The following is a 23,382-nucleotide window of genomic DNA, read 5'->3' as shown; positions in this document are numbered from 1 at the left end:
TATGGAAACACCCGCGGTCAGTTTATTAATTGCTGTGTATAATACGGAAACTTATTTAGAAAGATGCTTAGATTCATTGCTCAATCAGTCGCTCGCCAATATCGAAATCATCGCCGTCAATGACGGGTCAACGGACCAAAGCCCGGACATTCTTGAAATCTATCAGAAGCGGGATGAGAGAATCCGGGTCATTCATCAGCAAAACCGGGGACTCGGCGCGGTCCGCAACAAGGGGATTGAGGCGGCGCGCGGCGAATTTATCGCTTTTATTGATGCGGACGACTGGGTTGAACCCGATTATTGCCTGCGCATGTATGAAAAAGCGAAGGCTCATCAGGCTGATCTCGTGATTTGCGAATATGCGGCCGAATTTGCGGAGACGGGGAAAACCGCCGTTTCAACGATCGCTTCAGCATACGAGGGCCGTCCGAAACAGCTGTACCTGAAAGATTTATTCGAAGGAAGAGTCAGCGGATTTTCATGGAACAAGCTGTACAAAAGGGCTATGATCGAACAGCATCGGCTGCGCTTTCCGCTTCGGGATGAGCTTGAGCACGTGGAGGATCAGTACTTCAGCCTCCGGGCGCATGTTTTCGCCGGTGCGGTCTCGTACGTGGATCAGCCGCTCTATCATTATCGGATTCACTTGACTTCTATTGTACAAAGCTATCAGAAAAAGCTGTTTGACTCAGGTCTCGTTCTCTATCGGCTGAACGAGGCTTTTTTGCGTGAAAACGGCTGCTTACAGGAATACCGGCAGGAGCTTGATTATTTTATCGTCCAGCACGGAACAGTCTGCCTGCTGAATGAATGGAAGCGGAATAACGGCGGCCGGTTCTCCGAAAAATGGCGGAATATCAGCCGGATATGCGCTGATCCCGTGTTCCGGCTGAGTCTTTCCAAAACCGGAACGGCGCCGTTTGACGCCAAACGCTCATGCCTTCTGCTTTTGGCGAGGCTGAAGCTGATTCCGTTCGTATCACTGGCATCAGCCGCGTATCAGCGGGCAATCGAGTACAAAATGAAAATCAGAGGGTGAAGACATGTCGATACAATCTTTAAAAATCAATCTCGCGGAATGGCTTTTGCTAAAGGTCAAATACCCGTCCCAATTTCATTTCGGAACGGCAGCGGACAGGGCGGAGCATACAGCGGCAAGAAAAAAGATCATTCTGACGCTGCTTCCGTCCCACGATAATCTCGGTGATCATGCCATCGCTTATGCAAGCAAAACGTTTCTTGAACGGGAATATCCCGATTTTGATCTGATTGAGGTCGATATGAAGGATATTTACAGGTCCGCAAAAGCGCTGATCAAAAAGCGCCATCCCGATGATATGGTATTCATCATCGGCGGCGGAAACATGGGGGATTTGTACCGGTATGAGGAATGGACGCGCCGTTTTATTATAAAAACATTCCGGCAGTATCGGATCGTTCAGCTTCCGGCGACGGCTCACTTTTCTGATTCAAAAAAGGGGCGGAAGGAACTGAAACGCGCCCAAAAAGTGTACAATGCGCATCCCGACCTTCTGCTGATGGCGAGAGATGAGACGACGTATCAATGGATGAAGCGGCATTTTCCCGGAAAAACTGTGCTCAAACAGCCTGACATGGTCTTATATTTGGATAAAAGCGAGCGGCGCATCCCGCGGGAAGGGATCTACCTTTGTTTACGGGAGGATAAGGAGAGTGCGCTGACAGCTGAGGAAAGAACGATGGTAAAAGAAGCTTTGAAAAAAGAGTACGGAGAGCTGCATACCTTTACCACGACGGTCGGCCGGAGGGTCAGCCGCCATACACGCGAAGGGGAGCTGGAGGCGCTGTGGAATACGCTGAAAGGCGCGGAGGCGGTAGTCACTGACAGGCTTCACGGGATGATTTTTTGCGCGCTGACGAAAACGCCTTGTGTCGTCATTCGTTCGTTTGATCATAAAGTGATGGAAGGCTTTCAATGGCTGAAACATATACCGAACATGACACTGCTTGAACGTCCGGAGCCTGAAGCCGTGACGGCCGCTGTAAACGGGCTGCTGAGCGGCAAGCATGAGGCAGACGGTTCTTTGCGCAGTGTTTATTTTGCCGGGCTGCGCTCGAAAATCAGCGGTGATGCCCAATGAACGCGCCGCTTGTGAGCGTAATCGTCCCGATGTATAAGACAGAGCCTTTTATAAAAGAATGCGCAGTATCTTTAACAAAACAGACGCTGAGAGACATCGAAATCATTTTCGTCAATGACGGCTCACCGGATCAGTCCGGCCGGATTGCCGAACAATTCGCCGCAGAAGATGCGAGAATCCGGGTGATTCATAAAGAAAACGGCGGCCTCAGCTCGGCCCGCAATGCCGGAATAAAAGCCGCCCGCGGCCGTTATATCGGCTTTGCGGATGGCGATGACTATGCGGCGGAAACGATGTTCGAGCAGCTTTATGAAGAAGCGGAGAAGAACCGGCTTGATATCGCCGGCTGCGGTTATTACAAAGAAACGCCGTCTAAAGAAAGAACGTATATGCCGCCGTCCCTTCCGCCGGGCCGCGTCTTCACGGCGGCTGAGATGACTGAATTGCTGACCCGCGCGCACGAACATCGGTTTATTTGGTATGTGTGGCGCTATATATACCGGAGAGAAGCGCTGCAAGGGCTGTTGTTCCATGAAGATATCCGGTTTGCCGAAGATTCTCCGTTTAACTTGGCAGCGTTCCGCCAAGCCTCGCGTGTCAAAGTGCTAGATGAAGGGCTGTACGTGTACCGGGAAAACCCGCAAAGCCTTACAGAAACACCGTTTAAGCCTCACTTAGATGACGAACTTCAGAAGCAATATGAGGCGAAAATGGCTTTTTATGAGGCGAACGGGCTGACGGACGCCTGCCGGGGCGATATCGATACGTATTTGTGCAAGCATCAGATCCCGATGCTGATCGCCAACGCATGCGCCGCCCCGCAGCCGTCACATCAGATTACGGCGCACATCGGCAGAATTTTGACGTATGACATGGTAAAAACGGCGGTGCGCAGCACGCCGTGCCGGCATAAACAGCTGCTGGCGGGGGAGCGTGTGGTGCTCGGTCTGTGCAAAATGCGCCTTCCGCTTCTTCTGCATGCGTTTTTCGAACGGAAAACGAAAGAGAAAGGCAGTGCGGAAGGAGCATGAAATTTGCCATTAATTTCGGCGCCAATGTGACGGCGTTTTTACTATCGGTGTTTTTATCAGTGTGGATGACGCCCTTTATTGTGAAAACATTAGGTGTGGAGGCTTTTGGATTTGTCCATCTGACACAGAATATCATTAACTATTTCTCGATTATTACCGTTGCGCTGAGCTCTGTCGTTGTGAGGTTTTTCACCGTCGCCGCCCACAGGGGGAACAGGGAGGAGGCCAATGCGTATGTAAGCAATTATTTAGCCGCGTCTGCCGTGATAGCGCTCTTGCTCGCTGTGCCGCTCGCCGGGACGGCTTTTTTTATTGACAAGATCATGAATGTGCCGGCCGGGCTGGTTACGGATGTGAGGCTCTCTATCGTCATCGGCAGTGTGCTGTTTATGCTGACGTTTTTGACGGCGGGATTCGCGACAGGGCCGTTTTTTGCCAACAAGCTTTATATCACAAGTTCCATTCAGGCCGTGCAAATGCTGGTGAGGGTGCTGTGTGTGCTCGCTCTGTTTACGTGCCTGCCGCCGAAGATCTGGCAGATCCAGCTTTCAGCTTTAGCGGGAGCCGTCTGTGCGGCCGTGCTGACGTTTTTCTTTTTTAAGAAATTGATTCCGTGGTTTTCTTTCAGCCGTAAAACCTTGTCATTACAGACGAGTAAAGTGCTGTTTTCGGCCGGTGCCTGGAGTTCTGTCAATCAGATCGGCGTGCTGCTGTTTCTGCAGATTGACCTCATGACGGCCAACCTCGTGCTGGGACCGTCTGAAGCGGGTGTTTATGCGGCGATTATCCAATTTCCGCTTTTGCTCAGAAGTCTCGCCGGGACGCTTGCTTCGCTGTTTGCGCCGGTTTTGACTTCCTGCTATTCAAAAGGCGATATGGAAGGCCTCCTGTCTTACGCCAATAAGGCCGTACGGCTGAACGGGCTTCTGCTCGCGCTTCCCGCGGCATTATTGGGAGGGCTTGCCGAACCGTTTCTGGCGATTTGGCTGGGCCCGTCATTTGTGCAGACGGCGCCGCTTTTATACATTCACGCCGGGTACTTGGCGGTCAGTCTCTCTGTCATGCCGCTTTTTTACGTATGGACGGCTTTTAATAAACAAAAAACGCCCGCCGTCGTTACTTTATGTTTAGGCGGACTGAATGTCATATTGGCCGTGGTTCTCAGCGGACCGGCTCATCTCGGCCTGTACGGCATCACCATTGCCGGGGCTGTCTCCCTCATTTTGAAAAATGCCGTCTTCACGCCGCTGTATGTTTCGCATATTACCGGCTTTCAGAAAACCGCGTTTTACAAAGGAATGTTCGGCCCGTTGGCGGCGGCCGTATTTGCCTGGGCTGTCTGCCGGGGTATCCGGCTGTTTTCACCGCTTGACAGCTGGGCCGGTCTGATCGCTGGGGGGCTTGCCGTATGCATGAGCTATGCCGCATTCGCTTTTTTCTTCATTTGTACGAAAGAAGAAAGGCGGCTTGCTTTACAGAAATGCCGAAAAGTGAAAGGAGCTGTTCACATTTGAAGGTGAAACGTGTATTTGATATAGCGGCCGCGATGTTGTTATTGTGCGGCGCAAGTGTCATTCTTCTCTTCGCCATGGCAGCCGTCAGATGCGCCATCGGGTCTCCCGTATTATTCAAACAGACGAGACCGGGGCATAACGGGCGTCCGTTTACGTTGTATAAACTCAGGACGATGACGGATGCGCGTGATGAAAACGGTGTGCTGCTTCCGGATCATCTCCGTCTGACCAAAATGGGAAAGCTCATCAGAAAACTGAGCATCGATGAGCTTCCCCAGCTTTTTAATGTGATTAAAGGCGATATCAGTCTGGTCGGCCCCCGCCCTTTGCTGATGGATTATCTGCCGCTTTATACGGCGGAGCAGGCGCGGCGGCACGAGGTGAAACCGGGAATTACGGGCTGGGCGCAGATTAACGGGAGAAACGAGATTTCCTGGGAAGAGAAATTCAAGCTTGACGTGTGGTATGTCGACAACCGCTCATTCCTTCTCGACTTAAAGATTCTGCTTTTAACGGTGAAAAAAGTTCTCGTGTCAGAAGGCATACACCAAGACGGCCAAGTGACGGCAAAGCGCTTCACAGGCAGCGGAGATATGTCATCGTGAAAAAGGTCGTGCTGATCGGAAACGGCGGACACGGAAAAGTGGTGAAGGAAATCGTGCAGGCCCGTTCCGATATGGAGCTTACGGGCGTATTGGACGACGGATTCAGCGGTTTTGCCGTTCGGAACGGTTTATATACGGGCCGGACGAAAGACGTGCACATGCTTCTGCAACTCGTCCCTGAAGCCGTGTACACGATATGCATCGGACATAACGGTGTCAGAAAGCAGCTTGCTGAAACGCTTGGGATTGAACAAGACAATTATGCCGCACTCATTCACCCGGAGGCAATCGTCAGTGAAACGGCTTCCGTCGGACACGGAACGGTTGTGATGGCGGGCGCCGTCATTCAGGCGGGCGCTGACATCGGCGCCCATTGCATCATTAATACGGGTGCGGTTGCCGATCATGACAATGCAATCGGAGATTACGTCCACCTTTCACCGCGCGCGGCGCTTGCCGGCGGAGTGAAAGTCGGGGAAGGAGCGCACGTCGGAATCGGGGCGTCCGTCATACCGCAGATGGACATCGGCCCTTGGTCCGTGATCGGCGCGGGGGCTGCCGTCATCAGCCGGATTCCCGATCATGTGACGGCGGTCGGCGTTCCGGCCCGCGTCATCTCCCCTATTCATAATGAAAAAGGATGATTTCATGCATACAAACAAACGGATTTATTTATCTCCGCCGCATATGAGCGGAAAAGAACAGGAATACATCGCGGAAGCCTTCCGTTCCAATTGGATTGCGCCGCTCGGTCCGCTCGTCAATTCGTTTGAAGCGCGGCTTGCGGAATATGCGGGAGTGAAAAGCGCGGCGGCCGTAAGCTCGGGAACGGCGGCCATCCATTTAGCCCTGCGGCTTGCGGGTGTGAAAAAAGGAGACGCTGTATTTTGCCCCTCCTTTACATTTGTCGCCACGGCGAATCCGATTGTGTACGAGCAGGCAGAGCCCGTTTTTATTGATTCGGAATGGGAGACGTGGAACATGTCTCCCGACGCGCTTGAGCGGGCGCTCCGTGATGCAAAACGGCGCGGCAGGCTCCCGAAAGCGGTGATCGCCGTCAATCTTTACGGCCAAAGCGCAAAAATGGATGAACTCATGAGCCTTTGCGACGCATACGATGTCTGTCTGATTGAAGATGCTGCCGAGTCTTTAGGATCAACATATAAAGGCAGACAGAGCGGCACATTCGGCCGTTTCGGCATTTATTCCTTTAACGGAAACAAAATCATTACAACATCGGGAGGCGGCATGCTCGTGTCTGACGATGAAGCCGCGATTGAAAAAGCGAGGTTTCTTGCGTCACAGGCGAGAGATGCCGCCGTTCATTACCAGCACAGCGAGCTCGGTTATAACTACAGGCTCAGCAACATTCTCGCAGGTGTGGGTATATCACAGCTGGAAGTGCTCGAAGATCGCGTCCGGGCGAGGAGAGACATTTTTCACAGGTATCGGGAAGCGCTCGAAACGTATCCGGGAATCCGTATGATGCCGGAGCTTGAAGGAACGGTTTCAAACCGCTGGCTGACGGCTCTGACGCTTGATAACGGCGTGACGCCGGAAGAAGCCGTCGCCTATCTTGCAGAACAGCATATTGAGGCCCGTCCATTGTGGAAACCGCTGCATACGCAGCCGCTTTTCTCGTCTTCCGTCTTTTATCCTCACAGTGAAGATGAGCGGGTCTCTGAGAATCTTTTCAGCCGGGGGATTTGTCTGCCGTCCGGCTCTGACTTGTCTATTGACGAGCAGCAGCGTGTCATTGACGCACTTGCGCATCTGTTTGAAACGAAAGGGGAGAAAACATGGACAGCCGCCATGTCATGAGCCGATTAAAAGAGACGCTGGCAGGGCTGCTCAGCGTCATACCGCCCCAGTCTGACATCATTTATGCCGACTATCCTCTCTACGGAAATGTAGGGGATTTATTAATTATGAAAGGGACGGAGGCGTTTTTTAAAGCGCACGGCATCCGCGTGAAACAACGCTGGAACCCTGATAATTTTCCATTCGGGCGCCGGGCGGGCAAAGAAACGATCATCGTCTGCCAGGGAGGCGGGAATTTCGGGGATCTCTATCCGTACTATCAGACGTTCAGAGAAAGAATCGTCAAAGCCTTTCCGGAAAACAGGATCGTCATTCTGCCGCAATCCATCTATTATCAGGATAAAACACGGCTGCGAAAGACAGCGGCGCTTTTTGCGGAGCACAAGGATCTGCACCTGTTTACGAGAGATCATGTGTCATATGAAACCGCGAAACGCTTTTTTTCGGCAAATCATATCGGGCTTATGCCGGATATGGCCCATCAGCTGTATCCGATCCGGACGGCAGCGGCTCCGTCACGCGGCAGGCTTCATTTTATCCGCACGGACGGGGAAATCAATCCGAATCTGCAAACCGATTCCTCCGTTGAAAGCTGCGACTGGCAGCATGTGCTGTCAGCAAGTGACCGCCGGGGGATCGCTTTTTTTCAAACACTGAATGTTTTGAATAAAAAAGCGGGAAACCCGCTGCCGATTGCGCGGTTTTGGAAACGCTATTCCGATTTCTTAACGAAAAAAGCGGTCCTGTTTTTCAGCAGGTACGAATCGGTGGAAACGTCAAGGCTTCACGGCCACATTCTGTCCTCGCTTCTTGGGAAACCAAATACCGTCATTGATAATTCATACGGGAAAAACGCCAACTATTATCACACTTGGATGCACGAAGCGCCGGACGTCCGTCTGATCGGGGAAACCGCCGGCACGAAGGAAAACCTTCCGCTTTGAATGAGCGGAAGGTTTATTTTGTTTCTCCACGTTTTACTTTGTTATATGCCTCATCCAAATGCTGAATTCTTTTGAGCACAACCGAGTTCTTTGTCAGCTGATCCTGGACAAGGGTTGAGACGACGGAACGGTAATAGCTGTTCATCGCATGAATTCGGTCTTCATTCGGATTCATTTCAATATGCTGTGTAAAGTTTTCAATAAAATACGGAACAGAAAAAAGTTCTGACATCTATAAAGCAACTCCTTTTAATAAGTATATACGGTATGAAACCAATCATGTACAATGAAAAAAGGGGAGTGAGCATGATGGATATCAAACTTCAGCAAACACAAATGTTAAAGCCTCAATTAACGCAAGAGCTTAAACAGGCCATCACATTACTCGGATACAATTCCGCGGAACTGGCCGGATATATTGATGAGCTCTCACTGGAAAACCCTCTGATTGAACGAAAGGAAACAGACACGCCGCCACTATCTTACCATAAAACAAGTAAAAACAGGATGAAAGAACGGGACGGAAGCCAGCAGATCAGACTTACGCGCAAAACGCTGCAGGATTCGCTCAAACAGCAGGCCTTGGACATGAAGCTGTCCGATGATGAGAAGAAAATTTTTAATTATCTGATATATTCTTTGGATTCAAACGGATATTTAAATGAGGATATACAAGCTGCCGCCGACCATGTATCCGCATCATTGGAGGAGACGGAAGCGGTTCTTTCAAAGCTTCAATCGCTTGAGCCCACGGGAATCGGTGCTCGGTCTTTGCAGGAATGCATCCTTCTTCAGCTCCGCCGTCTGCCCGAACGGAACGAACAGGCGGAATGGATTGCCGGCGACTATTTTGAGCTATTTGCAAGAAAGAACTGGAAAGCGCTTACAATGAAGACGGGCATTCCGCTGAAAGACATTCAGGACATCTTTGACATGATCAGCGCGCTTGATCCGAGGCCGGGGCTCCGTTATGCGCATGAGGAGCCGGGTTTTTATGTAGAACCGGATATTTTCATCACGGTGAAAAACGGCACCATTCAAGCGCGGCTCAACAGCCGTTCGTTCCCTGATATCCAGCTTCATGCCCATTACCAGCCGCTATTGTCAGCCGCCGGATGCCGTGATACGAAAAACTATCTGTCGGCGAAATATCAGGAATGGCGCTGGCTGAACCGGGCGTTGTCGCAAAGAAAACAAACCATCACGAGAATCATCGGCGTCCTGACTGAACGGCAGGCATCCTTTTTTCTCACAGGAAAAAGCGGAATGCAGCCGCTGACCTTAAGAGAGGTGGCGGAAACGCTGGAGCTCCACGAATCAACGATCAGCCGGGCCATCAAAGGGAAGTACGTTCAGACGCCGTACGGACTGTATGAAATGAAAACATTTTTCTCGGCGAAAGCTGAATCATCGGGAGACGGCGGCGCCTCCAATTATGCCGTAAAAGCGCATCTGGAAGCATTGGTCCGTAAAGAAGATAAAAAGAAACCTTTTTCAGACCAAAAGCTTGCCGATCTGCTGCACGAACAACATGACATCCGAATCTCCAGACGCACCGTCGCCAAATACCGTGACCAATTAAATATTCCGCCGTCATCTGCGCGAAAACGGTACAGCTGAAACCTCCCCGTGCCATACCCGGGGAGGTTCTCCGTGTTACGGGATCATCCATGAAAACAGATGATGCTGTAAAAATGTCATGAGACAGACGAGCAGAAGCAAAAACAGACTGTGCTTAATCGTAAAGCGGAAAAGGTCAGCTTCCTTGCCCGCCAGACCGACAGCGGCACAGGCAACCGCAATGGATTGCGGAGAAATCATTTTTCCGGTGACACCGCCTGATGAATTGGCGGCGACGGAGAGAACCGGTTCCATCCCGACAGAGAGCGCCGTCACCTTTTGCAATCCGCCGAATAACAGATTGGCCGACGTATCAGAGCCGGTAATAAACACGCCGAGCCAGCCAAGCACAGGTGAAAAAAAGGTAAACATCGCGCCCGTCATGGCAAGCGCAAGACCGAGTGTCGTGCTCATGCCGGAAGCATTCGTCACATAAGCAAAGCCGACAACAGAAACGATGGTGACGATCGGAAGCGTCAATTCTTTCACCGTTTCTATAAACGCCCCGCCCCATGCTTTCCACGACATGCCGAGTGCGAACTTGGAGATGACGGCGGCAATCAGAATCGCCGTGCCCGCTGAACCGAGAAGCTCAAGCTTGTACACCGCTTCAATCGGCGTGCCGTCCGCCTGAAGAATTTGCTGATTTACAAATGGGACGGGAGGCGTGAAAGTCAATGCTCGCCCGGCTGCATTCAGCCAGGAAAGCCAAATTGACGTTCCTTCATAATGGCCGGTCAGGGCGGCCTTCACGCCGGGAATCCCCCAAACGGATATCATGGCCGTCAGAAGAAGAAAAGGAGACCATGCTTTAAATATTTGAGCGCCTCCGTACACGGCCGGCACCCCGTCGATGGACGCTGCTGATTCCCGTTCTGCCGCGAAACGATAGGCCGTTTTCGGTTTCCAAAACTTTAAAAACACAGCGAGCGCGGCCATGGAAACTAGCGCTGACAGCACATCCGGCAGTTCAGGCCCTAAAAAGTTCGAGCTTGCGTACTGCACGGCCGCAAAGGAGACGCCGGAAACAAGAATGGCCGGCCATACTTCAAAAGCCTTTTTAAAGCCGCTCATCAAAATGATTAAATAAAGCGGTATAAACACGGATAAAAACGGCAGCTGCCGGCCGACCATTTGGGAAATGTCCATAGCCGGTATCCCGGTCGGACCTTCGACGGCGGTAATCGGAATGCCGATCGCGCCAAAGGCAACAGGCGCCGTATTGGCAATCAGGCAAATCCCCGCCGCATAAAGCGGCTGAAAACCAAGTCCGACAAGCAAAGCGGCCGAGATAGCGACGGGAGCGCCGAAACCGGCGGCGCCTTCTAAAAACGCCCCGAAAGAAAAGGCGATGAGCAGCGCCTGCAAACGCCGGTCATCTGTAATGGACAGCACTGAACTCCGGATAATCTCAAATTGTCCCGTTTTCACTGTGATTTTATACAAAAAGACCGATGTGACGATAATCCAGCCGATCGGAAGCAGCCCGTACACCGCTCCCTGCGAAGCCGACAGCACCGCTTTTTCCGCCGGCATGCCGTACACAAATACAGCGATTAAAAGCGAAACGGCTAACGTCAAAAGCCCCGCTATGTACCCCTTCATCCGTTTCACCGCAAGCGCCCAAAAAAAGAAGATCATCGGCACGAGCGCGCAAGCTGCCGATAAAAGCAAATTTCCCCCTAATGGAGCATACCCCTGTGTCCATTGCATCCCTAAAAAACCCCTCCTTATGTCATGCAAGCGATTACTTTTATGATAAGGTCATCTGATGACCGGGTTAATTAGCATTATATTTTGAAAGTTTTGAAAATACAATCCTTTTCTTGAACAAATTGTCTGTACCTGTCGGCGGTGCGAAAAAAGAAGTATAATAGACGATAAACATCAAGATTCACAAGTGACGGGGTGATCGCGTTGAAATATAAACAAATTAAAACGAAAAAAATCTACGAAGAAATCGCTGATGCATTGCTGGAGAAGATAAAAGCGGGCGAGCTTAAGCCGGGTGAAAAGCTTGATTCCGTTCAGACGCTTTCCGAGAGCTTTCAGGTCAGCCGCTCGGCGGTCAGAGAAGCGCTGTCGGCTTTAAAAGCGATGGGGCTCGTCGACATGAAGCAGGGAGAAGGCACATACATAAGAGAATTTGAGCCGTCCCATATTTCCCAGCCGCTTTCTTCCGCTCTCTTAATGAAAAAAGAGGATGTCAAACAGCTGCTCGAAGTCAGAAAGCTGCTTGAACTCGGCGTCGCCGCCATGGCCGCTGAAAAACGCACCGAAGAGGATTTACAAAAAATCCGTCAGGCCCTCATGGAGATGAAAGACATCGACGGAGACGAAGAATTGGGCGAAAAAGCAGATTTCTCCTTTCACATGGCGCTTGCGGAAGCATCACAAAACGGGCTGCTCAAGCATCTCATGAATCATGTCTCCGCACTCCTTTTGGAAACAATGAGAGAAACGAGAAAAATTTGGCTGTTTTCTAAACGAACGAGCGTGCAGCGATTGTATGAAGAGCATGAACGCATATACAGCGCCGTCGCGGCCGGAGACGCGGATGAAGCGGAAGCCGCAATGACCGCGCACCTGACGAATGTGGAAGAAGTGCTGGGTGCTTATTTTGAAGAAAATGTATAGAAGCTGACTTGTGAAAGGGGATAAGATCACATGCAGACCGAATCTTTTTTTCCTGACCATGTAAAGAAAGCTCTGACAAACGATCCTCCCGGGGAGTGGATGCCGGCTGTTCCAAAAGCGTGCATCCCTCTGCATTCCGGCTATCCCGACCCCGCGCTCGTTCCTGCTAAGGAGCTGAAAGAAGCCGCGTCCCGCCTTCTGGATGAGGAGCGCGATCTGCCGCTGCATTATATGGGAAGTCCGAGGACGGCCGTTTTAAAAAAGCAGATTCAAGAACGGTTGGCTATCCGCGGCATTCGCTGCCGTGACGATGAGCTGCTCGTGACCTCGGGCGCCTGTCAGGCGATAGATCTGGCAGCCCGGGTGTTCCTCGATGAACAAACCGCGGCTGCCGCAGAAGCTCCGGCTTACATGGAAGCGCTCGAGATTTTTAAAAATTACACACCGCATATGATGAGCATTCCGGCAGATCAAGACGGCCTGCAAACAGAAACATTAGCGTTCATGCTTGAGGAAAGAAAACGAAAAGGGCTTGTGCTTCCGCGTCTTCTTTACACGATACCCGCTTTTCAGAATCCTGCGGGAACCGTGATGTCAGCGAAGCGGAGAACCCGCTTGCTTCAGCTTGCCGACACATATGATTTTCTCATCTTGGAGGATGACGCATACGGCGAGCTCGGATTCACGGATATCCCGCCGTCATTGAAAGCGATGGATCAGAACGGCCGGGTGCTGTACGCCGGTTCATTTTCAAAAGTCATCGCCCCGGGTCTGAGAATCGGCTGGATTGCAGGGGACGCTGCATTCATCAAGGCATTGTCTTGGTTTAAAAAAGACTTGGATCATCCATTTTCTCAAGCGGTGACCGCCGTCTATCTGGACCAAACGAATGTTGAAGAACGGCTCGCCGCCTTGCGTAAAGCATACCGGAGCAAACGTGACGTATTGATCGCCGCATTAAAGCAATATCTGCCCGAGTCCGCATCCTGGCACGTGCCGGACGGCGGTTATTTTGTCTGGGTGAAAGTGCCGGGGGCGGATACGTCTGCACTTCTGGAGCGGGCTCTTTCTCACGGTGTTTCCTATGTACCCGGTAAATATTTTTTTCTGCATCAGGAAGACGGCGCAGAATATCTCCGTCTGTCGTTCAGTTACGCAGGAAAAGCCGCGCTAAAAGAGGGGGTCCAACGGCTGGGACGCCTGCTGAAAAATGAGGCGTAAAGAAGCATTCGGGCTTCTCTTTTTTTTGTGATCTTAGCGCATCGGACAAAAGGATTTTTCAGAAAAACCTTCCAATCCATATTCAGAATAGTGTAGGATATTTATAGAGCTTTCCAAAAACAGGTCATCAGATGACCGGATCACATATTGAGGATGAAAGAGGGGTTCATCATGAAAGTCTCATTATTTGTCACGTGCCTTGTGGATATGTTCCAGACCAATGTCGGAAAGGCGACGGTTGAGGTGCTGGAACGGCTCGGGTGTGAGGTGGATTTTCCCGAGGGTCAGATTTGCTGCGGGCAGCCCGCATACAACAGCGGGTATGTGACGGACGCGAAAAAAGCGATGAAGCAGATGATTGCCGCGTTTGAAAAAGCGGAGTACGTCGTCAGTCCGTCAGGTTCCTGTACGACGATGTTCCGTGAATATCCGCATCTGTTTCAGGACGATCCGAAGTGGGCGGAAAAAGCGCAGCAGCTTGCGGACAAAACGTATGAGTTAACAGATTTTATCGTCAATGTGCTCGGGGTGGAGGATGTCGGGGCGGTGCTGCATAAAAAAGCGACATTACATACGTCGTGCCACATGACAAGGCTGCTCGGCGTGTCGGAGGAGCCGATGAAGCTTTTGCGCCATGTAAAGGGGCTTGAATTTACTTCGCTTCCAGGAAAACATCAATGCTGCGGATTCGGAGGAACGTTTTCAGTAAAAATGGCGCAAATCTCTGAGCAAATGGTGGATGAAAAGGTCGCCTGCGTGGAAGAAACGGAGGCCGAGGTGCTGATCGGGGCGGATTGCGGCTGTCTGATGAATATCGGAGGGCGTCTTGACCGTAAGGATAAAAACGTCAGAGTCATGCACATCGCCGAAGTGCTGAACAGCAGATAACAGGAGAAACCACAGGGGGGTAAAATCATGGCGATGAAAATCGGTACCGCCGCTTTTAAAGAGCGGGTATCAGAAGGAATAGATAATGAATTTATGAGAGGAGCCGTCTCCGGAGCGCAGGAACGGCTCAGGACGAGAAGGCTTCAGGCGGCAGAGGAATTGGGAAACTGGGAGGATTGGCGTTCCCATGCGGAGGAAATCAGACAGCATGTGCTGGACAATCTTGATTTCTATTTAGAACAGCTCGCCGAAAACGTCGCCAAAAGAGGGGGGCACGTATTTTTCGCCGAAACGGCGGAAGAAGCGTCCTCCTATATCCGCGATGTCATCCGGCAGAAAAACGCCAAAAAAATCGTAAAATCCAAATCCATGGTGACAGAAGAAATCAATATGAACGAAGTGCTTGAAGAAGAGGGCTGTGAAGTCACAGAAACGGATCTCGGCGAATATATTCTCCAGATTGACGATCACGATCCGCCGTCACATATTGTTGCTCCGGCTCTTCACAAAAACAAAGAGCAGATTCGTGACGTGTTTAAAGAGAGACTCGAATACAAACAGACGGAAAAACCGGAAGAGCTCGTCATGCACGCGCGCAGCGTCCTCCGGAAAAAATTTCTCGAAGCGGATGTCGGCATCACGGGCTGCAACTTTGCAATCGCGGATACGGGATCGGTCAGTCTCGTGACAAACGAAGGAAACGGCCGCCTTGTGTCCGCGCTGCCGAAGACGCAGATCACCGTGATGGGAATGGAGCGGATCGTTCCTTCATTTTCTGAGTTTGAAGTGCTTGTCAGCATGCTGACGAGAAGCGCGGTCGGCCAGCGGCTTACAAGTTACATTACGGCGCTGACGGGCCCCCGGCAGGAAGGAGAAGCAGACGGGCCGGAGGAATTCCACCTCGTGGTCGTGGATAACGGGCGTTCCCGCATACTCGGCACGGAATTTCAATCGGTGCTGCAATGTATCCGCTGCGCCGCCTGCATCAATGTCTGTCCCGTATACCGGCATGTCGGCGGACACTCGTACGGGTCCATCTATTCGGGTCCGATCGGCGCCGTCCTATCGCCCCTTCTCGGCGGATATGATGAGTATAAGGAGCTCCCGTACGCATCTTCCTTATGCGCGGCCTGCACAGAAGCGTGTCCTGTTAAAATTCCGCTGCACGAGCTGCTGCTCAAGCATCGGCAGAACATCGTGGAAAAAGAGGGCAAAGCGCCGTTCAGCGAAAAACTGGCCATGAAAGCCTTCGGGATCGGCTCGTCATCCCCGTCCCTTTATAAAATGGGATCAAAATGGGCGCCTGCAGCCATGACGCCGTTTACGGAAGATGACAAAATATCAAAAGGGCCGGGGCCGTTAAAGGGATGGACCGCAGTCCGGGACTTCCCGGCGCCGCATAAATCGAGATTCAGAGATTGGTTTTTTGACCGGGAAAAACAAAAGGGGGAAGAATGATGATGAAAGGGACGGTTAAACATCAGGAATCCTTTTTAAACCGGATCGCCGAACGTCTGGGCAGAGAGCGCAGAAAAGCAGGCGTGTCCCTGCCTGAATGGAAGTACCAGCCTCAATATGAAACGCATGCGGGCTGTACGGAAGATGATCTTGTCACGATGCTGAAAGACCACTGCGTCAACATTCATACCGAGCTGATCGAAACGGATGCCGCCGGGCTGTACGCCGCTTTGCGCACGCAGGTGGACCGTTTTGAAGGAGGGCCTGTCATCATTCCGAAAGACAGCCGGTTTGAAACGTACGGCCTGCAGACTCTTATGTCGGAAGAGTGGCCGGATGAAGGCATTCCGGTTTGGGAATGGGATGCGGAACAAGGAGCGAAAAATATTGAAAAAGCGGAACAAGCGAATGTAGGCATTACATTCAGCGAGATTACGCTTGCTGAATCAGCCACCGTCGTTTTGTATGCGTCAGAGCATGCCGGCCGATCAGTCAGCCTGCTTCCGACTACCTATATCGCAATCATCCCGAAATCTTCCATTGTGCCGAGAATGACGCAGGCCAGCGATATCCTGAAACAGCAGATCAGAGACGGCGTCACCGTTCCTTCCTGCATCAACTATATTACAGGACCGAGCAACTCAGCCGATATCGAAATGGATTTGGTTGTCGGCGTCCACGGACCCGTGAAAGCCGCTTATATCCTTGTTAATGACCGATAAAAAACAACCCCCGGTTTTCTGATATGATCCCCTCATAGTAGACAGAAAAAAGAAAGCATATCTGTCTACAATGGAGGGGATTTTTTATAGGAAAACACGTAAAACTTATAATATTCACTTTAAGAAAAAAGTTGTTGATCTTCAGCTAAATGATGGGATGGGTTATCAGACAATCCCCAGAGAAATGAACATTGAAGTAACAAGTGCTTCGTCCACGCTTCCTAATTATCGACTGTTTTTTTACGTTTGTCCTCTGCATCTGCAAGTTCGTCTTTGAAGGCTTTTTTTAGATTGACCCTCTGGCTTCTTAATTCTTTGTATTCTTTTGCACGTTTATCTGCTTCTGAAAGCAGTGTGTTTGGCTTCAAATACTTTCATATTCATATCCTTTCATTTTAATAGATCAACAAGATCTTACCTTGGGACAATGAAGAAACAGACAAAATGTGATACAAAAGTAAGAAATGATCAATTTGATCCGTGTTATTTTACCTTTTGAGATCTTTTGTTTTGAAACCGGCGCCGATGTCTCAGCAATTTCACCTGATGTATGGGTTTTCTATGATTGTATTTACGAACGAAAAGAAAGTGCAATTAGACAGTTTTTTGACAGTGAAAATAAAGTCCGCTATTTTAGAAATTTTTTGGATTTTAATAGAATTATCTGTTTTGTTGTTGATTCTGAATTGGAAATAAGTTACAATCTTCATGGGTATACCTAAAATGTGGAAAAAGGAGGTATTTGATGGATAAGAAAGGCTTTTTTTCACTGTTAATGGCTATCACACTTACATTAGTAACGATTTTCTCTTTTAATACTAGTGTTAAAGCTAATTCAAATGTTTTAGGGAAAGCAAAAACAAATTGTACCTCATGCCAATCAGGGGTTCCTGAGTCATCGGGACCATTAGAAGATCAACAAAAAGCAAAAGAAATTGTCTATGCCTCAAAGGAATTTAAACAAAACAAGTTGGTGAAAAAACCAAAAAACAGCTTCTTTGGACTTTCAAATGAACAAGATGAAGAGATTGTAAATGTAAAAGAAGGCATGGCTGTGGTAACAATTCCTGTTGATGATATGGAGTCTGGATTAACATCAGCACAATATTTTGTTGATCTGAAAACTGAACAAATATTCGATACCATTGAAACTTACATTACATTTGATGAATCAGAAAAACTTCTTAATTTACAAATAAAACAAGCTGGTAAAGTTGTTGAAGATGTAAACTTAACAGAAGGCGGAAAAGTCAAACTGGATAATGGAACAGAAGTTTCTGTAGAAGATTACTTAAAGGATTCAAAAGACTCTGCGGAAGAAACAAAAGCATCAACTATGATGAGCTGCAGAGCTGCTGTATCTTGGTTATATGATATAGCAAATGGAGGCTCTTGTGCTCTTTCTTGCTTAAGAATTGCGGCCATCAACCTAGCAATTGGTATTGGTTGCGGAACAGTTTGTGTTATTATCAAGCACAACTCAAAAAGCAAAGCAATAAAATTAATTTGCGGATAATTAAGGAGAGGGGGGAAGAAATACCCCTCTTTTTATCATTATAACGATGCATTGAAAATGATTAGGTGCATATTATAAAATTTAGGAAATATTGTTATAAGGTGGTTTTGAACAACTCATGAACAGTATTCAAAAAGAAACTGAAAAGAGCAGTGCATCTAGGGACTGGTTGATTTATATCACAGTATCAGTAATCTTTTTAATAGCAGTATCGATATTTAGCTTTTTTGAGTCGGAAGTTGATTTTAACGTTATGGCTCTCCGATTATTTGATGCTTTGATCAGCTGTATCTTGGTTATAAATGGTCTTTATTTTATGCAGAAAAACAAAGGGATAGCGGTCGTTTCCTTCCTTTTAGGAATAATTAATCTAGGGATATTAGCTGTTCTTTTGTTTCGTTAAAGAAAAAGGAGCCCAGCTCATATTGATATGATCCCCTCATAGTAGACAGAAAAAAGAAAGCATACTGATCTGTCTGCAATGGAGGGGATTTTTATTGGGAAAACACGTAAAACTTATGATATTCACTTTAGAAAAAAGTTGTTGATCTTCACCTAAATGATGGGATGGGTTATCAGACAATCGCCAGAGAAATGAACATTGATAAATACCAAGTAAGGAGATGGGTTAACCACTTTCAGACAGAGGGATGAAAGGGCTTAAGGAGAAACGCGCAAGGCAAAAGGCACTGGTATGGGCAGGCCGAGAATTCGCCCCTTTTACGGCAAGAAAGAAACGCACATCACTTCCCGCAATCATCTAAACAGAGATTTTACAGCTTCGAAACACCTAATGAAAAATGGGTAACGGATATTACCTATTTAATGTTCAGCGGCCAAAAACTGTACATTTCTGTGATGAAAGACTTGTATAATAATGAAATCGCCGCTTATCAGATCAGTCGAAAGAATGACCTGAAACTTGTAGTGGATACGCTAAAAAAGCAAAGAAAAAACGGAATGATGTAAAAGGCGTACTCCTGCATAGCGACCAAGGTTTCCAATGTACATCCCTCCTCTACCACAATCTACTCAAAAAATATCAGATGAAAGCCAGTATGTCGAGAAGAGGAAACTGTTGGGACAATGCCTGTATGGAAAGTTTCTTTAGCCATTTTAAAACGGAATGTATGTATTTATATTCATTCAAAACAGCATAAGCAGTTCAAGAAGCAGTATGTAAATATATTCATTTTTATAACCATCAACGGTTCCAAAAGAAGTTAAACAACCTGAGCCCATATCAATACAGGACTCAGGCTGCTTAGTGTCTTTTTAACACTGTCTACTTGACAGGGGTCACTATTCGGCTTTTATATAAACGCGTTAATAATCATAATAAAACAAATCGCACTGACAGAAATAATCGTTTCCATCGCCGTCCATGTCAGGAACGTTTCTTTCACGGTCATTCCGAAATACTCTTTAATGAGCCAGAAACCGGAGTCGTTGACGTGAGACAGAATCAAAGAGCCTGCTCCCGTTGCCAAAACAAGAAGCTCGCTGCTGACCCCCGGCATGACAGATGCAATCGGTGCAACAATACCGGCCGCCGTCATCATGGCGACAGTCGCTGAACCTGTCGCGACACGGATGACTGCCGCGATCGTCCAGCTTAAAAGAACGGGAGAGAAGCTCGAATGCTTCGCCATGTCTGCGATGTACGTGCCGACGCCTGAATCAATCAGAACGTTGTTAAAAGCGCCGCCGGCTCCGATCACGAGCAGAATGGAAGCGATCGGTCCCAGACAGTCATTGCTGAATTTTAAAATGCTTTCTCTGTTAAAGCCTTGATAAAATCCAAGGCTGAAAAAGGAGTAAACCGTGGCGATCAAAAGCGCCGTGACAGGGTCGCCGATAAATTTAAAAGTGTCATAGAGCGCGCTTTTTTCCGGAAGCGCAATTTCGGCAAGCGTTGCCATAAGCATCAGAATCACCGGTACTAATATCGTAAACAATGTATTTGCGAATCCCGGAAGCTTGCGTTTTTCATTCCGTTCAATAAATTGTTTTTTCAACAGTTCGGGGACGGGTTTGTGAATGCGCTTACCGATCCATTTTCCGTAAAGCGGCCCTGCGATGATAGCAGTCGGAATGCCGACAATTAAAGAATACACAATCGTTTTTCCGACATTGGCGTGATAAATGCCGACAGCCGCCATCGCCGCAGGGTGGGGCGGAACCAATCCGTGCACGACGGAAAGTCCCGCAAGGAGCGGAATTCCGATCGTCACTAATGAAACACCGGTTTCAATCGCAATCGTAAACAGAAGCGGCACGAGCAGGACGAAGCCGACCTGGAAAAAGACCGGGATGCCGACGATAAAAGCGACGGCCACCATCGCCCAATGCACTTTCTTTTTGCCGAAACGGCCGATCAGGGTGTGGGCGATCCGCTCCGCACCGCCTGATTCAGCCATCATTTTTCCGAGCATCGTGCCGAGGGCCAGCACGATCGCAAGCAGAGACAGCGTATTGCCGAGCCCGGTTTTCATCGAAGTGATAATGTCCGGCAGCTTCATGCCCGCTGCAAAACCGACAAGAATGGATGTAATCAAAAGACTGATAAAAGGATTTAACTTAGCGACCGTAATCAATAAGAGTAAAACGATAATAGCGGCAATGACTATAAACAGTAACATGACCTTTTCACCCTTTCAAAGAAGAATTAACGGCTTTGTTTGAGCTGAAATTCACTGATGACGTCAAATTCATCTTTGAGCTTGTCATACAGCCGCTCGTATAAGTAAAACAGCTCAATATATGTTTCGCTGTTTTTAACATTCGGTTCATGACGGTGAGAAATTCTGATCCAGTCCTGAACATCCTCAATCTGTTCCATTTCGCCAATGCTGTGTAAAGCGAGGACGGCAGCTCCGAGCGCCGATGCCTCATAACTTTCCGGAACGAGGACTTCCCGTCCCATCGTATCGGACAAAATCTGCCTCCACAGCGGCGATCTCGCAAACCCTCCGGATGCCCGCACATCTTTTGCGGGGCCCGCCAAATCTCTCAGTGCGACACCGATCGAAAAGACGCTCATGATGACGCCTTCCAGCACCGCTCTGATAAAATGCTCCCGTTTATGGCGGAGGCTGATGCCGAAAAACGTTCCGCGGGCATTCGGATTCCAAAACGGCGCGCGCTCTCCTGATAAAAACGGCAGAAACAGCAGACCATCAGAGCCTGCGGGCACTTTATCCGCGATATCAATCATTAAATCGTACGGATCAATGCCAAGCCGCTTCGCCGTTTCGACCTCAGGAGAAGCGAACTCATCACGAAGCCAGCGCAGCATAATGCCTCCGTTATTCGTCGGTCCTCCGATGACCCAATGCTTGTCAGTCAGCGCATAACAGAACGTCCGCGCTTTTTCATCCGTCACCGGCTTATCCGTCACCGAACGTACGGCTCCGCTTGTTCCGATCGTAACGGCTACCTCGCCTTTGCCGATCGCGCCTACTCCCAGATTGGCGAGCACGCCGTCATTTGCGCCGATAATAAACGGAGTATCCGCATGAATGCCCATCCGTGCCGCGATTTCCGGCGCAAGGCCGCATAGCTGGTGAGTGGTCGGCACGATGTCCGACAGCTGATCTTCCCGGATTCCGGCAATCCGGAGCGCTTCTTCATCCCATGAAAGCGTCTCTAAACGGAACAGCCCCGTTGCCGAAGCAATCGAATAATCAACGACATAAGTTCCGAAAAACTCGTGCAAAATATATTCCTTAATACTGATGAATTTGGCGGCTTTCGCGAATGTCTCCTTATCCTGTTCTCTCATCCACACAATTTTGGAAAGGGGAGACATCGGGTGAATCGGTGTGCCCGTTCTTTTATAAATATCGAAACCGTTCATTTCTTTTAAAATCCGTTTTGATTGCTCGGCGCTGCGGTTGTCCGCCCAAATGATGCTTTTGGTCAGCAGGCCGCCGTTTTGATCGACAGCAATCAATGAGTGCATGGCGGTGCTGATACCGATTGCCAGCAGGTTGTCCGGGCTCAGTCCGGCCTTTGTGACGGCGCCTCTGATGCTCGCGATAACAGCTTCCAAAATGTGCTCGGGATCCTGCTCGGCCCATGCCGGCTTTGGCTGTATTAAATCATAGTGAACCGAATGTTTGGCTAGCACTTTGCCTCTTGGTCCGAACAGAACGGCTTTCGTGCTGGTCGTGCCGATATCCAGACCGATAACAGCTTGGGTTTCCTTCATATATATCCCGCCTACTCTAATTGAATAATAAGATAGATTGATAATGTATGCCCTTACAAAGTCAATTATAGGAATAATTTTTTTATAAATCAACGATAGAGAAGAAAATTTTTTTCACAAAATTGCCTCAATTCCCGCTGTATCGGCTTTTCTCTTTGAAAAATAAATATTCAGAAAACGGTTACAAACGTTTGTGCGCGATCATTTTTCTGATTTGCTGCAAGTTGGCGAGCGTTTTCTCCTGCCGCAGACGTGCCGTTGCGAAATAAAGCGTATCAATGACCGTCAGCTGGGCGAGTCTTGCGGACATCGCTTCCGTTCGAAAGGCCGTCTCCCTTGTTGATGTATACAGCACAACGTCAGAAATCTGGGTGAGCGGCGACTTTTGGTAGCTTGTAATGCCGATCGTGCCCGCGCCGAGCGATTTGGCCGTTTTCACCGCATCGAGCACATCCTTGTTGCTCCCCGAGTGAGAAATCCCGATGACTGCGCTTCCGGGACCGAGAAGACCCGCTGACATCGCCTGAAAGTGAGAGTCCGTGTGAGCGATGCAGTTTATGCCCGTGCGCATAAACTTATGATACGCATCTGTGGCGATCAGCCCGGAGCCGCCGTTTCCGTAAAATTCGATTCTGTCTGCGCCGTGAATCATCTCTACCGCTTTTTCAACATCGGCCGGATCTAACAACTGAAACGTATCGGTCAGGCCGGAAATATTTGCGCGGAAAACTTTTTGGATGATGACTTCGGTATCGTCATCAGGGCTCATTTCTTCATGAATGTGCTGCACAGGCTCCTGAACGATTTCCTGAGCAAGCGCGATTTTTAAATCCTGATAGCCGGAAAAACCGAGCCGCTTGCACAGCCTGAAAATCGTCGCTTCAGAGCTTTTCGTTTTTTCCGCCAGCTGAATGATAGAGAGATGAACCACGTCTTTCGGTTCCTTCACGATATGGTCTGCAATCGCTCTCAATTTTGGCGACAAGCCTTTGCTGGCTGCCTGAATCTTCCCGATACTGCTTGAATTGACAGGGGTCATGCTATAACCTCCCTATTCGAATGTAAACGCATA

General features: G+C 49.2%; 23 protein-coding genes and 3 pseudogenes. 20 read left to right on the top strand and 6 right to left on the bottom strand.

Annotated elements, in window-relative coordinates; all coding sequences use genetic code 11:
* Position 1 precedes the first annotated feature (1 nt).
* From AC1DN5_RS01045 to AC1DN5_RS01010, 8 genes are read left to right on the top strand one after another with little or no spacing between them, the layout of a single operon-like run.
* Entirely contained in the window at positions 2 to 1,039 is a 1,038-nt protein-coding gene (locus AC1DN5_RS01045; RefSeq protein ID WP_366969806.1) for a glycosyltransferase family 2 protein, read from the top strand.
* 4 nt (positions 1,040 to 1,043) lie between these two features.
* Complete coding sequence (locus AC1DN5_RS01040; RefSeq protein WP_327814610.1) at positions 1,044 to 2,120, top strand: polysaccharide pyruvyl transferase family protein; 1,077 nt, start codon at positions 1,044 to 1,046, stop codon at positions 2,118 to 2,120.
* Positions 2,117 to 3,151: a glycosyltransferase gene (locus AC1DN5_RS01035; RefSeq protein ID WP_099744166.1), complete on the top strand. Its 1,035-nt coding sequence runs from the start codon at positions 2,117 to 2,119 to the stop codon at positions 3,149 to 3,151. Before AC1DN5_RS01040 ends, AC1DN5_RS01035 begins: the two co-directional genes overlap by 4 nt.
* Entirely contained in the window at positions 3,148 to 4,665 is a 1,518-nt protein-coding gene (locus tag AC1DN5_RS01030) for an MATE family efflux transporter (protein WP_366969805.1), read from the top strand. Before AC1DN5_RS01035 ends, AC1DN5_RS01030 begins: the two co-directional genes overlap by 4 nt.
* On the top strand, positions 4,662 to 5,270 hold the full coding sequence (locus AC1DN5_RS01025) for a sugar transferase (protein ID WP_188154425.1): 609 nt from the start codon (positions 4,662 to 4,664) through the stop codon (positions 5,268 to 5,270). The genes AC1DN5_RS01030 and AC1DN5_RS01025 overlap by 4 nt, the downstream gene beginning before the upstream one ends.
* Positions 5,267 to 5,914 carry an acetyltransferase gene (locus tag AC1DN5_RS01020; protein WP_188154426.1) on the top strand — a complete coding sequence of 216 codons (648 nt, stop codon included), beginning with the start codon at positions 5,267 to 5,269 and terminating at the stop codon, positions 5,912 to 5,914. Before AC1DN5_RS01025 ends, AC1DN5_RS01020 begins: the two co-directional genes overlap by 4 nt.
* Before the next feature lie 4 nt (positions 5,915 to 5,918).
* Positions 5,919 to 7,091 (top strand): aminotransferase class I/II-fold pyridoxal phosphate-dependent enzyme, encoded by a 1,173-nt coding sequence (locus tag AC1DN5_RS01015; protein WP_047477223.1) that lies wholly within the window; start codon positions 5,919 to 5,921, stop codon positions 7,089 to 7,091.
* Positions 7,070 to 8,035, top strand: a complete 966-nt coding sequence (locus tag AC1DN5_RS01010; RefSeq protein ID WP_016937867.1) for a polysaccharide pyruvyl transferase family protein — start codon at positions 7,070 to 7,072, stop codon at positions 8,033 to 8,035. The genes AC1DN5_RS01015 and AC1DN5_RS01010 overlap by 22 nt, the downstream gene beginning before the upstream one ends.
* Before the next feature lie 13 nt (positions 8,036 to 8,048).
* Here the strand turns inward: AC1DN5_RS01010 and yvfG are convergent, their stop codons facing one another.
* Entirely contained in the window at positions 8,049 to 8,267 is a 219-nt protein-coding gene (yvfG, locus tag AC1DN5_RS01005; protein WP_003151570.1) for a protein YvfG, read from the bottom strand.
* Between the two features lie 77 nt (positions 8,268 to 8,344).
* Here yvfG and rpoN point away from each other — a divergent pair, with 77 nt between their 5' ends.
* Positions 8,345 to 9,655, top strand: coding sequence for an RNA polymerase factor sigma-54 (rpoN, locus tag AC1DN5_RS01000; RefSeq protein WP_366969956.1), 1,311 nt, complete (start codon positions 8,345 to 8,347; stop codon positions 9,653 to 9,655).
* A 36-nt stretch (positions 9,656 to 9,691) separates the two neighbouring features.
* Here rpoN and lutP read toward each other — a convergent pair whose 3' ends face one another.
* Positions 9,692 to 11,368 (bottom strand): L-lactate permease LutP, encoded by a 1,677-nt coding sequence (gene lutP / locus AC1DN5_RS00995; protein WP_016937869.1) that lies wholly within the window; start codon positions 11,366 to 11,368, stop codon positions 9,692 to 9,694.
* A 204-nt stretch (positions 11,369 to 11,572) separates the two neighbouring features.
* On the opposite strand from lutP, the gene lutR reads away from it, so the two are divergent.
* From lutR to AC1DN5_RS00970, 5 genes are all read left to right on the top strand, one after another.
* The gene (gene lutR, locus AC1DN5_RS00990) at positions 11,573 to 12,292 is read left to right on the top strand and encodes an L-lactate utilization/bacilysin biosynthesis transcriptional regulator LutR (RefSeq protein ID WP_064778598.1); all 720 of its coding nucleotides are present in this window, start codon (positions 11,573 to 11,575) and stop codon (positions 12,290 to 12,292) included.
* 30 nt (positions 12,293 to 12,322) lie between these two features.
* Positions 12,323 to 13,513 carry an aminotransferase-like domain-containing protein gene (locus AC1DN5_RS00985; protein ID WP_366969803.1) on the top strand — a complete coding sequence of 397 codons (1,191 nt, stop codon included), beginning with the start codon at positions 12,323 to 12,325 and terminating at the stop codon, positions 13,511 to 13,513.
* A gap of 171 nt (positions 13,514 to 13,684) precedes the next feature.
* A complete protein-coding gene (locus tag AC1DN5_RS00980) occupies positions 13,685 to 14,401 on the top strand; it encodes a (Fe-S)-binding protein (RefSeq protein ID WP_016937872.1) in 717 nt (238 codons plus the stop codon).
* A 27-nt stretch (positions 14,402 to 14,428) separates the two neighbouring features.
* On the top strand, positions 14,429 to 15,859 hold the full coding sequence (locus tag AC1DN5_RS00975; RefSeq protein ID WP_045925923.1) for a LutB/LldF family L-lactate oxidation iron-sulfur protein: 1,431 nt from the start codon (positions 14,429 to 14,431) through the stop codon (positions 15,857 to 15,859).
* Positions 15,859 to 16,581, top strand: a complete 723-nt coding sequence (locus tag AC1DN5_RS00970; RefSeq protein ID WP_366969955.1) for a LutC/YkgG family protein — start codon at positions 15,859 to 15,861, stop codon at positions 16,579 to 16,581. Before AC1DN5_RS00975 ends, AC1DN5_RS00970 begins: the two co-directional genes overlap by 1 nt.
* 248 nt (positions 16,582 to 16,829) lie before the next feature.
* Here AC1DN5_RS00970 and AC1DN5_RS00965 read toward each other — a convergent pair.
* Positions 16,830 to 16,959: pseudogene (locus tag AC1DN5_RS00965) on the bottom strand (hypothetical protein); the annotation flags it as partial.
* A 367-nt stretch (positions 16,960 to 17,326) separates the two neighbouring features.
* On the opposite strand from AC1DN5_RS00965, the gene AC1DN5_RS00960 reads away from it, so the two are divergent.
* The 6 genes and pseudogenes from AC1DN5_RS00960 to AC1DN5_RS00935 form a co-directional block, all read left to right on the top strand.
* Positions 17,327 to 18,097, top strand: coding sequence for a putative immunity/bacteriocin fusion bifunctional protein (locus AC1DN5_RS00960; RefSeq protein ID WP_366969802.1), 771 nt, complete (start codon positions 17,327 to 17,329; stop codon positions 18,095 to 18,097).
* A gap of 118 nt (positions 18,098 to 18,215) precedes the next feature.
* Positions 18,216 to 18,500, top strand: a complete 285-nt coding sequence (locus AC1DN5_RS00955) for a hypothetical protein (protein ID WP_188154430.1) — start codon at positions 18,216 to 18,218, stop codon at positions 18,498 to 18,500.
* 164 nt (positions 18,501 to 18,664) lie between these two features.
* Positions 18,665 to 18,751 carry a helix-turn-helix domain-containing protein gene (locus tag AC1DN5_RS00950; RefSeq protein WP_076983029.1) on the top strand — a complete coding sequence of 29 codons (87 nt, stop codon included), beginning with the start codon at positions 18,665 to 18,667 and terminating at the stop codon, positions 18,749 to 18,751.
* 144 nt (positions 18,752 to 18,895) lie between these two features.
* Positions 18,896 to 19,066, top strand: a pseudogene (locus tag AC1DN5_RS00945) (DDE-type integrase/transposase/recombinase); the annotation flags it as partial.
* Between the two features lie 77 nt (positions 19,067 to 19,143).
* The gene (locus AC1DN5_RS00940; protein WP_099744175.1) at positions 19,144 to 19,257 is read left to right on the top strand and encodes an integrase core domain-containing protein; all 114 of its coding nucleotides are present in this window, start codon (positions 19,144 to 19,146) and stop codon (positions 19,255 to 19,257) included.
* Positions 19,258 to 19,275: 18 nt separating this feature from the next.
* Positions 19,276 to 19,365: pseudogene (locus AC1DN5_RS00935) on the top strand (IS3 family transposase); the annotation flags it as partial.
* Between the two features lie 45 nt (positions 19,366 to 19,410).
* Here AC1DN5_RS00935 and AC1DN5_RS00930 read toward each other — a convergent pair.
* From AC1DN5_RS00930 to AC1DN5_RS00920, 3 genes are all read right to left on the bottom strand, one after another.
* The gene (locus tag AC1DN5_RS00930) at positions 19,411 to 20,739 is read right to left on the bottom strand and encodes a GntP family permease (RefSeq protein WP_016937875.1); all 1,329 of its coding nucleotides are present in this window, start codon (positions 20,737 to 20,739) and stop codon (positions 19,411 to 19,413) included.
* A 26-nt stretch (positions 20,740 to 20,765) separates the two neighbouring features.
* Complete coding sequence (gene gntK / locus AC1DN5_RS00925; RefSeq protein WP_049627436.1) at positions 20,766 to 22,310, bottom strand: gluconokinase; 1,545 nt, start codon at positions 22,308 to 22,310, stop codon at positions 20,766 to 20,768.
* A gap of 181 nt (positions 22,311 to 22,491) precedes the next feature.
* Positions 22,492 to 23,349, bottom strand: coding sequence for a MurR/RpiR family transcriptional regulator (locus tag AC1DN5_RS00920; RefSeq protein WP_049627435.1), 858 nt, complete (start codon positions 23,347 to 23,349; stop codon positions 22,492 to 22,494).
* Positions 23,350 to 23,382 lie beyond the last annotated feature (33 nt).

The organism is Bacillus sp. 01N42_2 (assembly GCF_056399565.1).
This window is presented reverse-complemented; position numbering and strand designations above follow the sequence as displayed.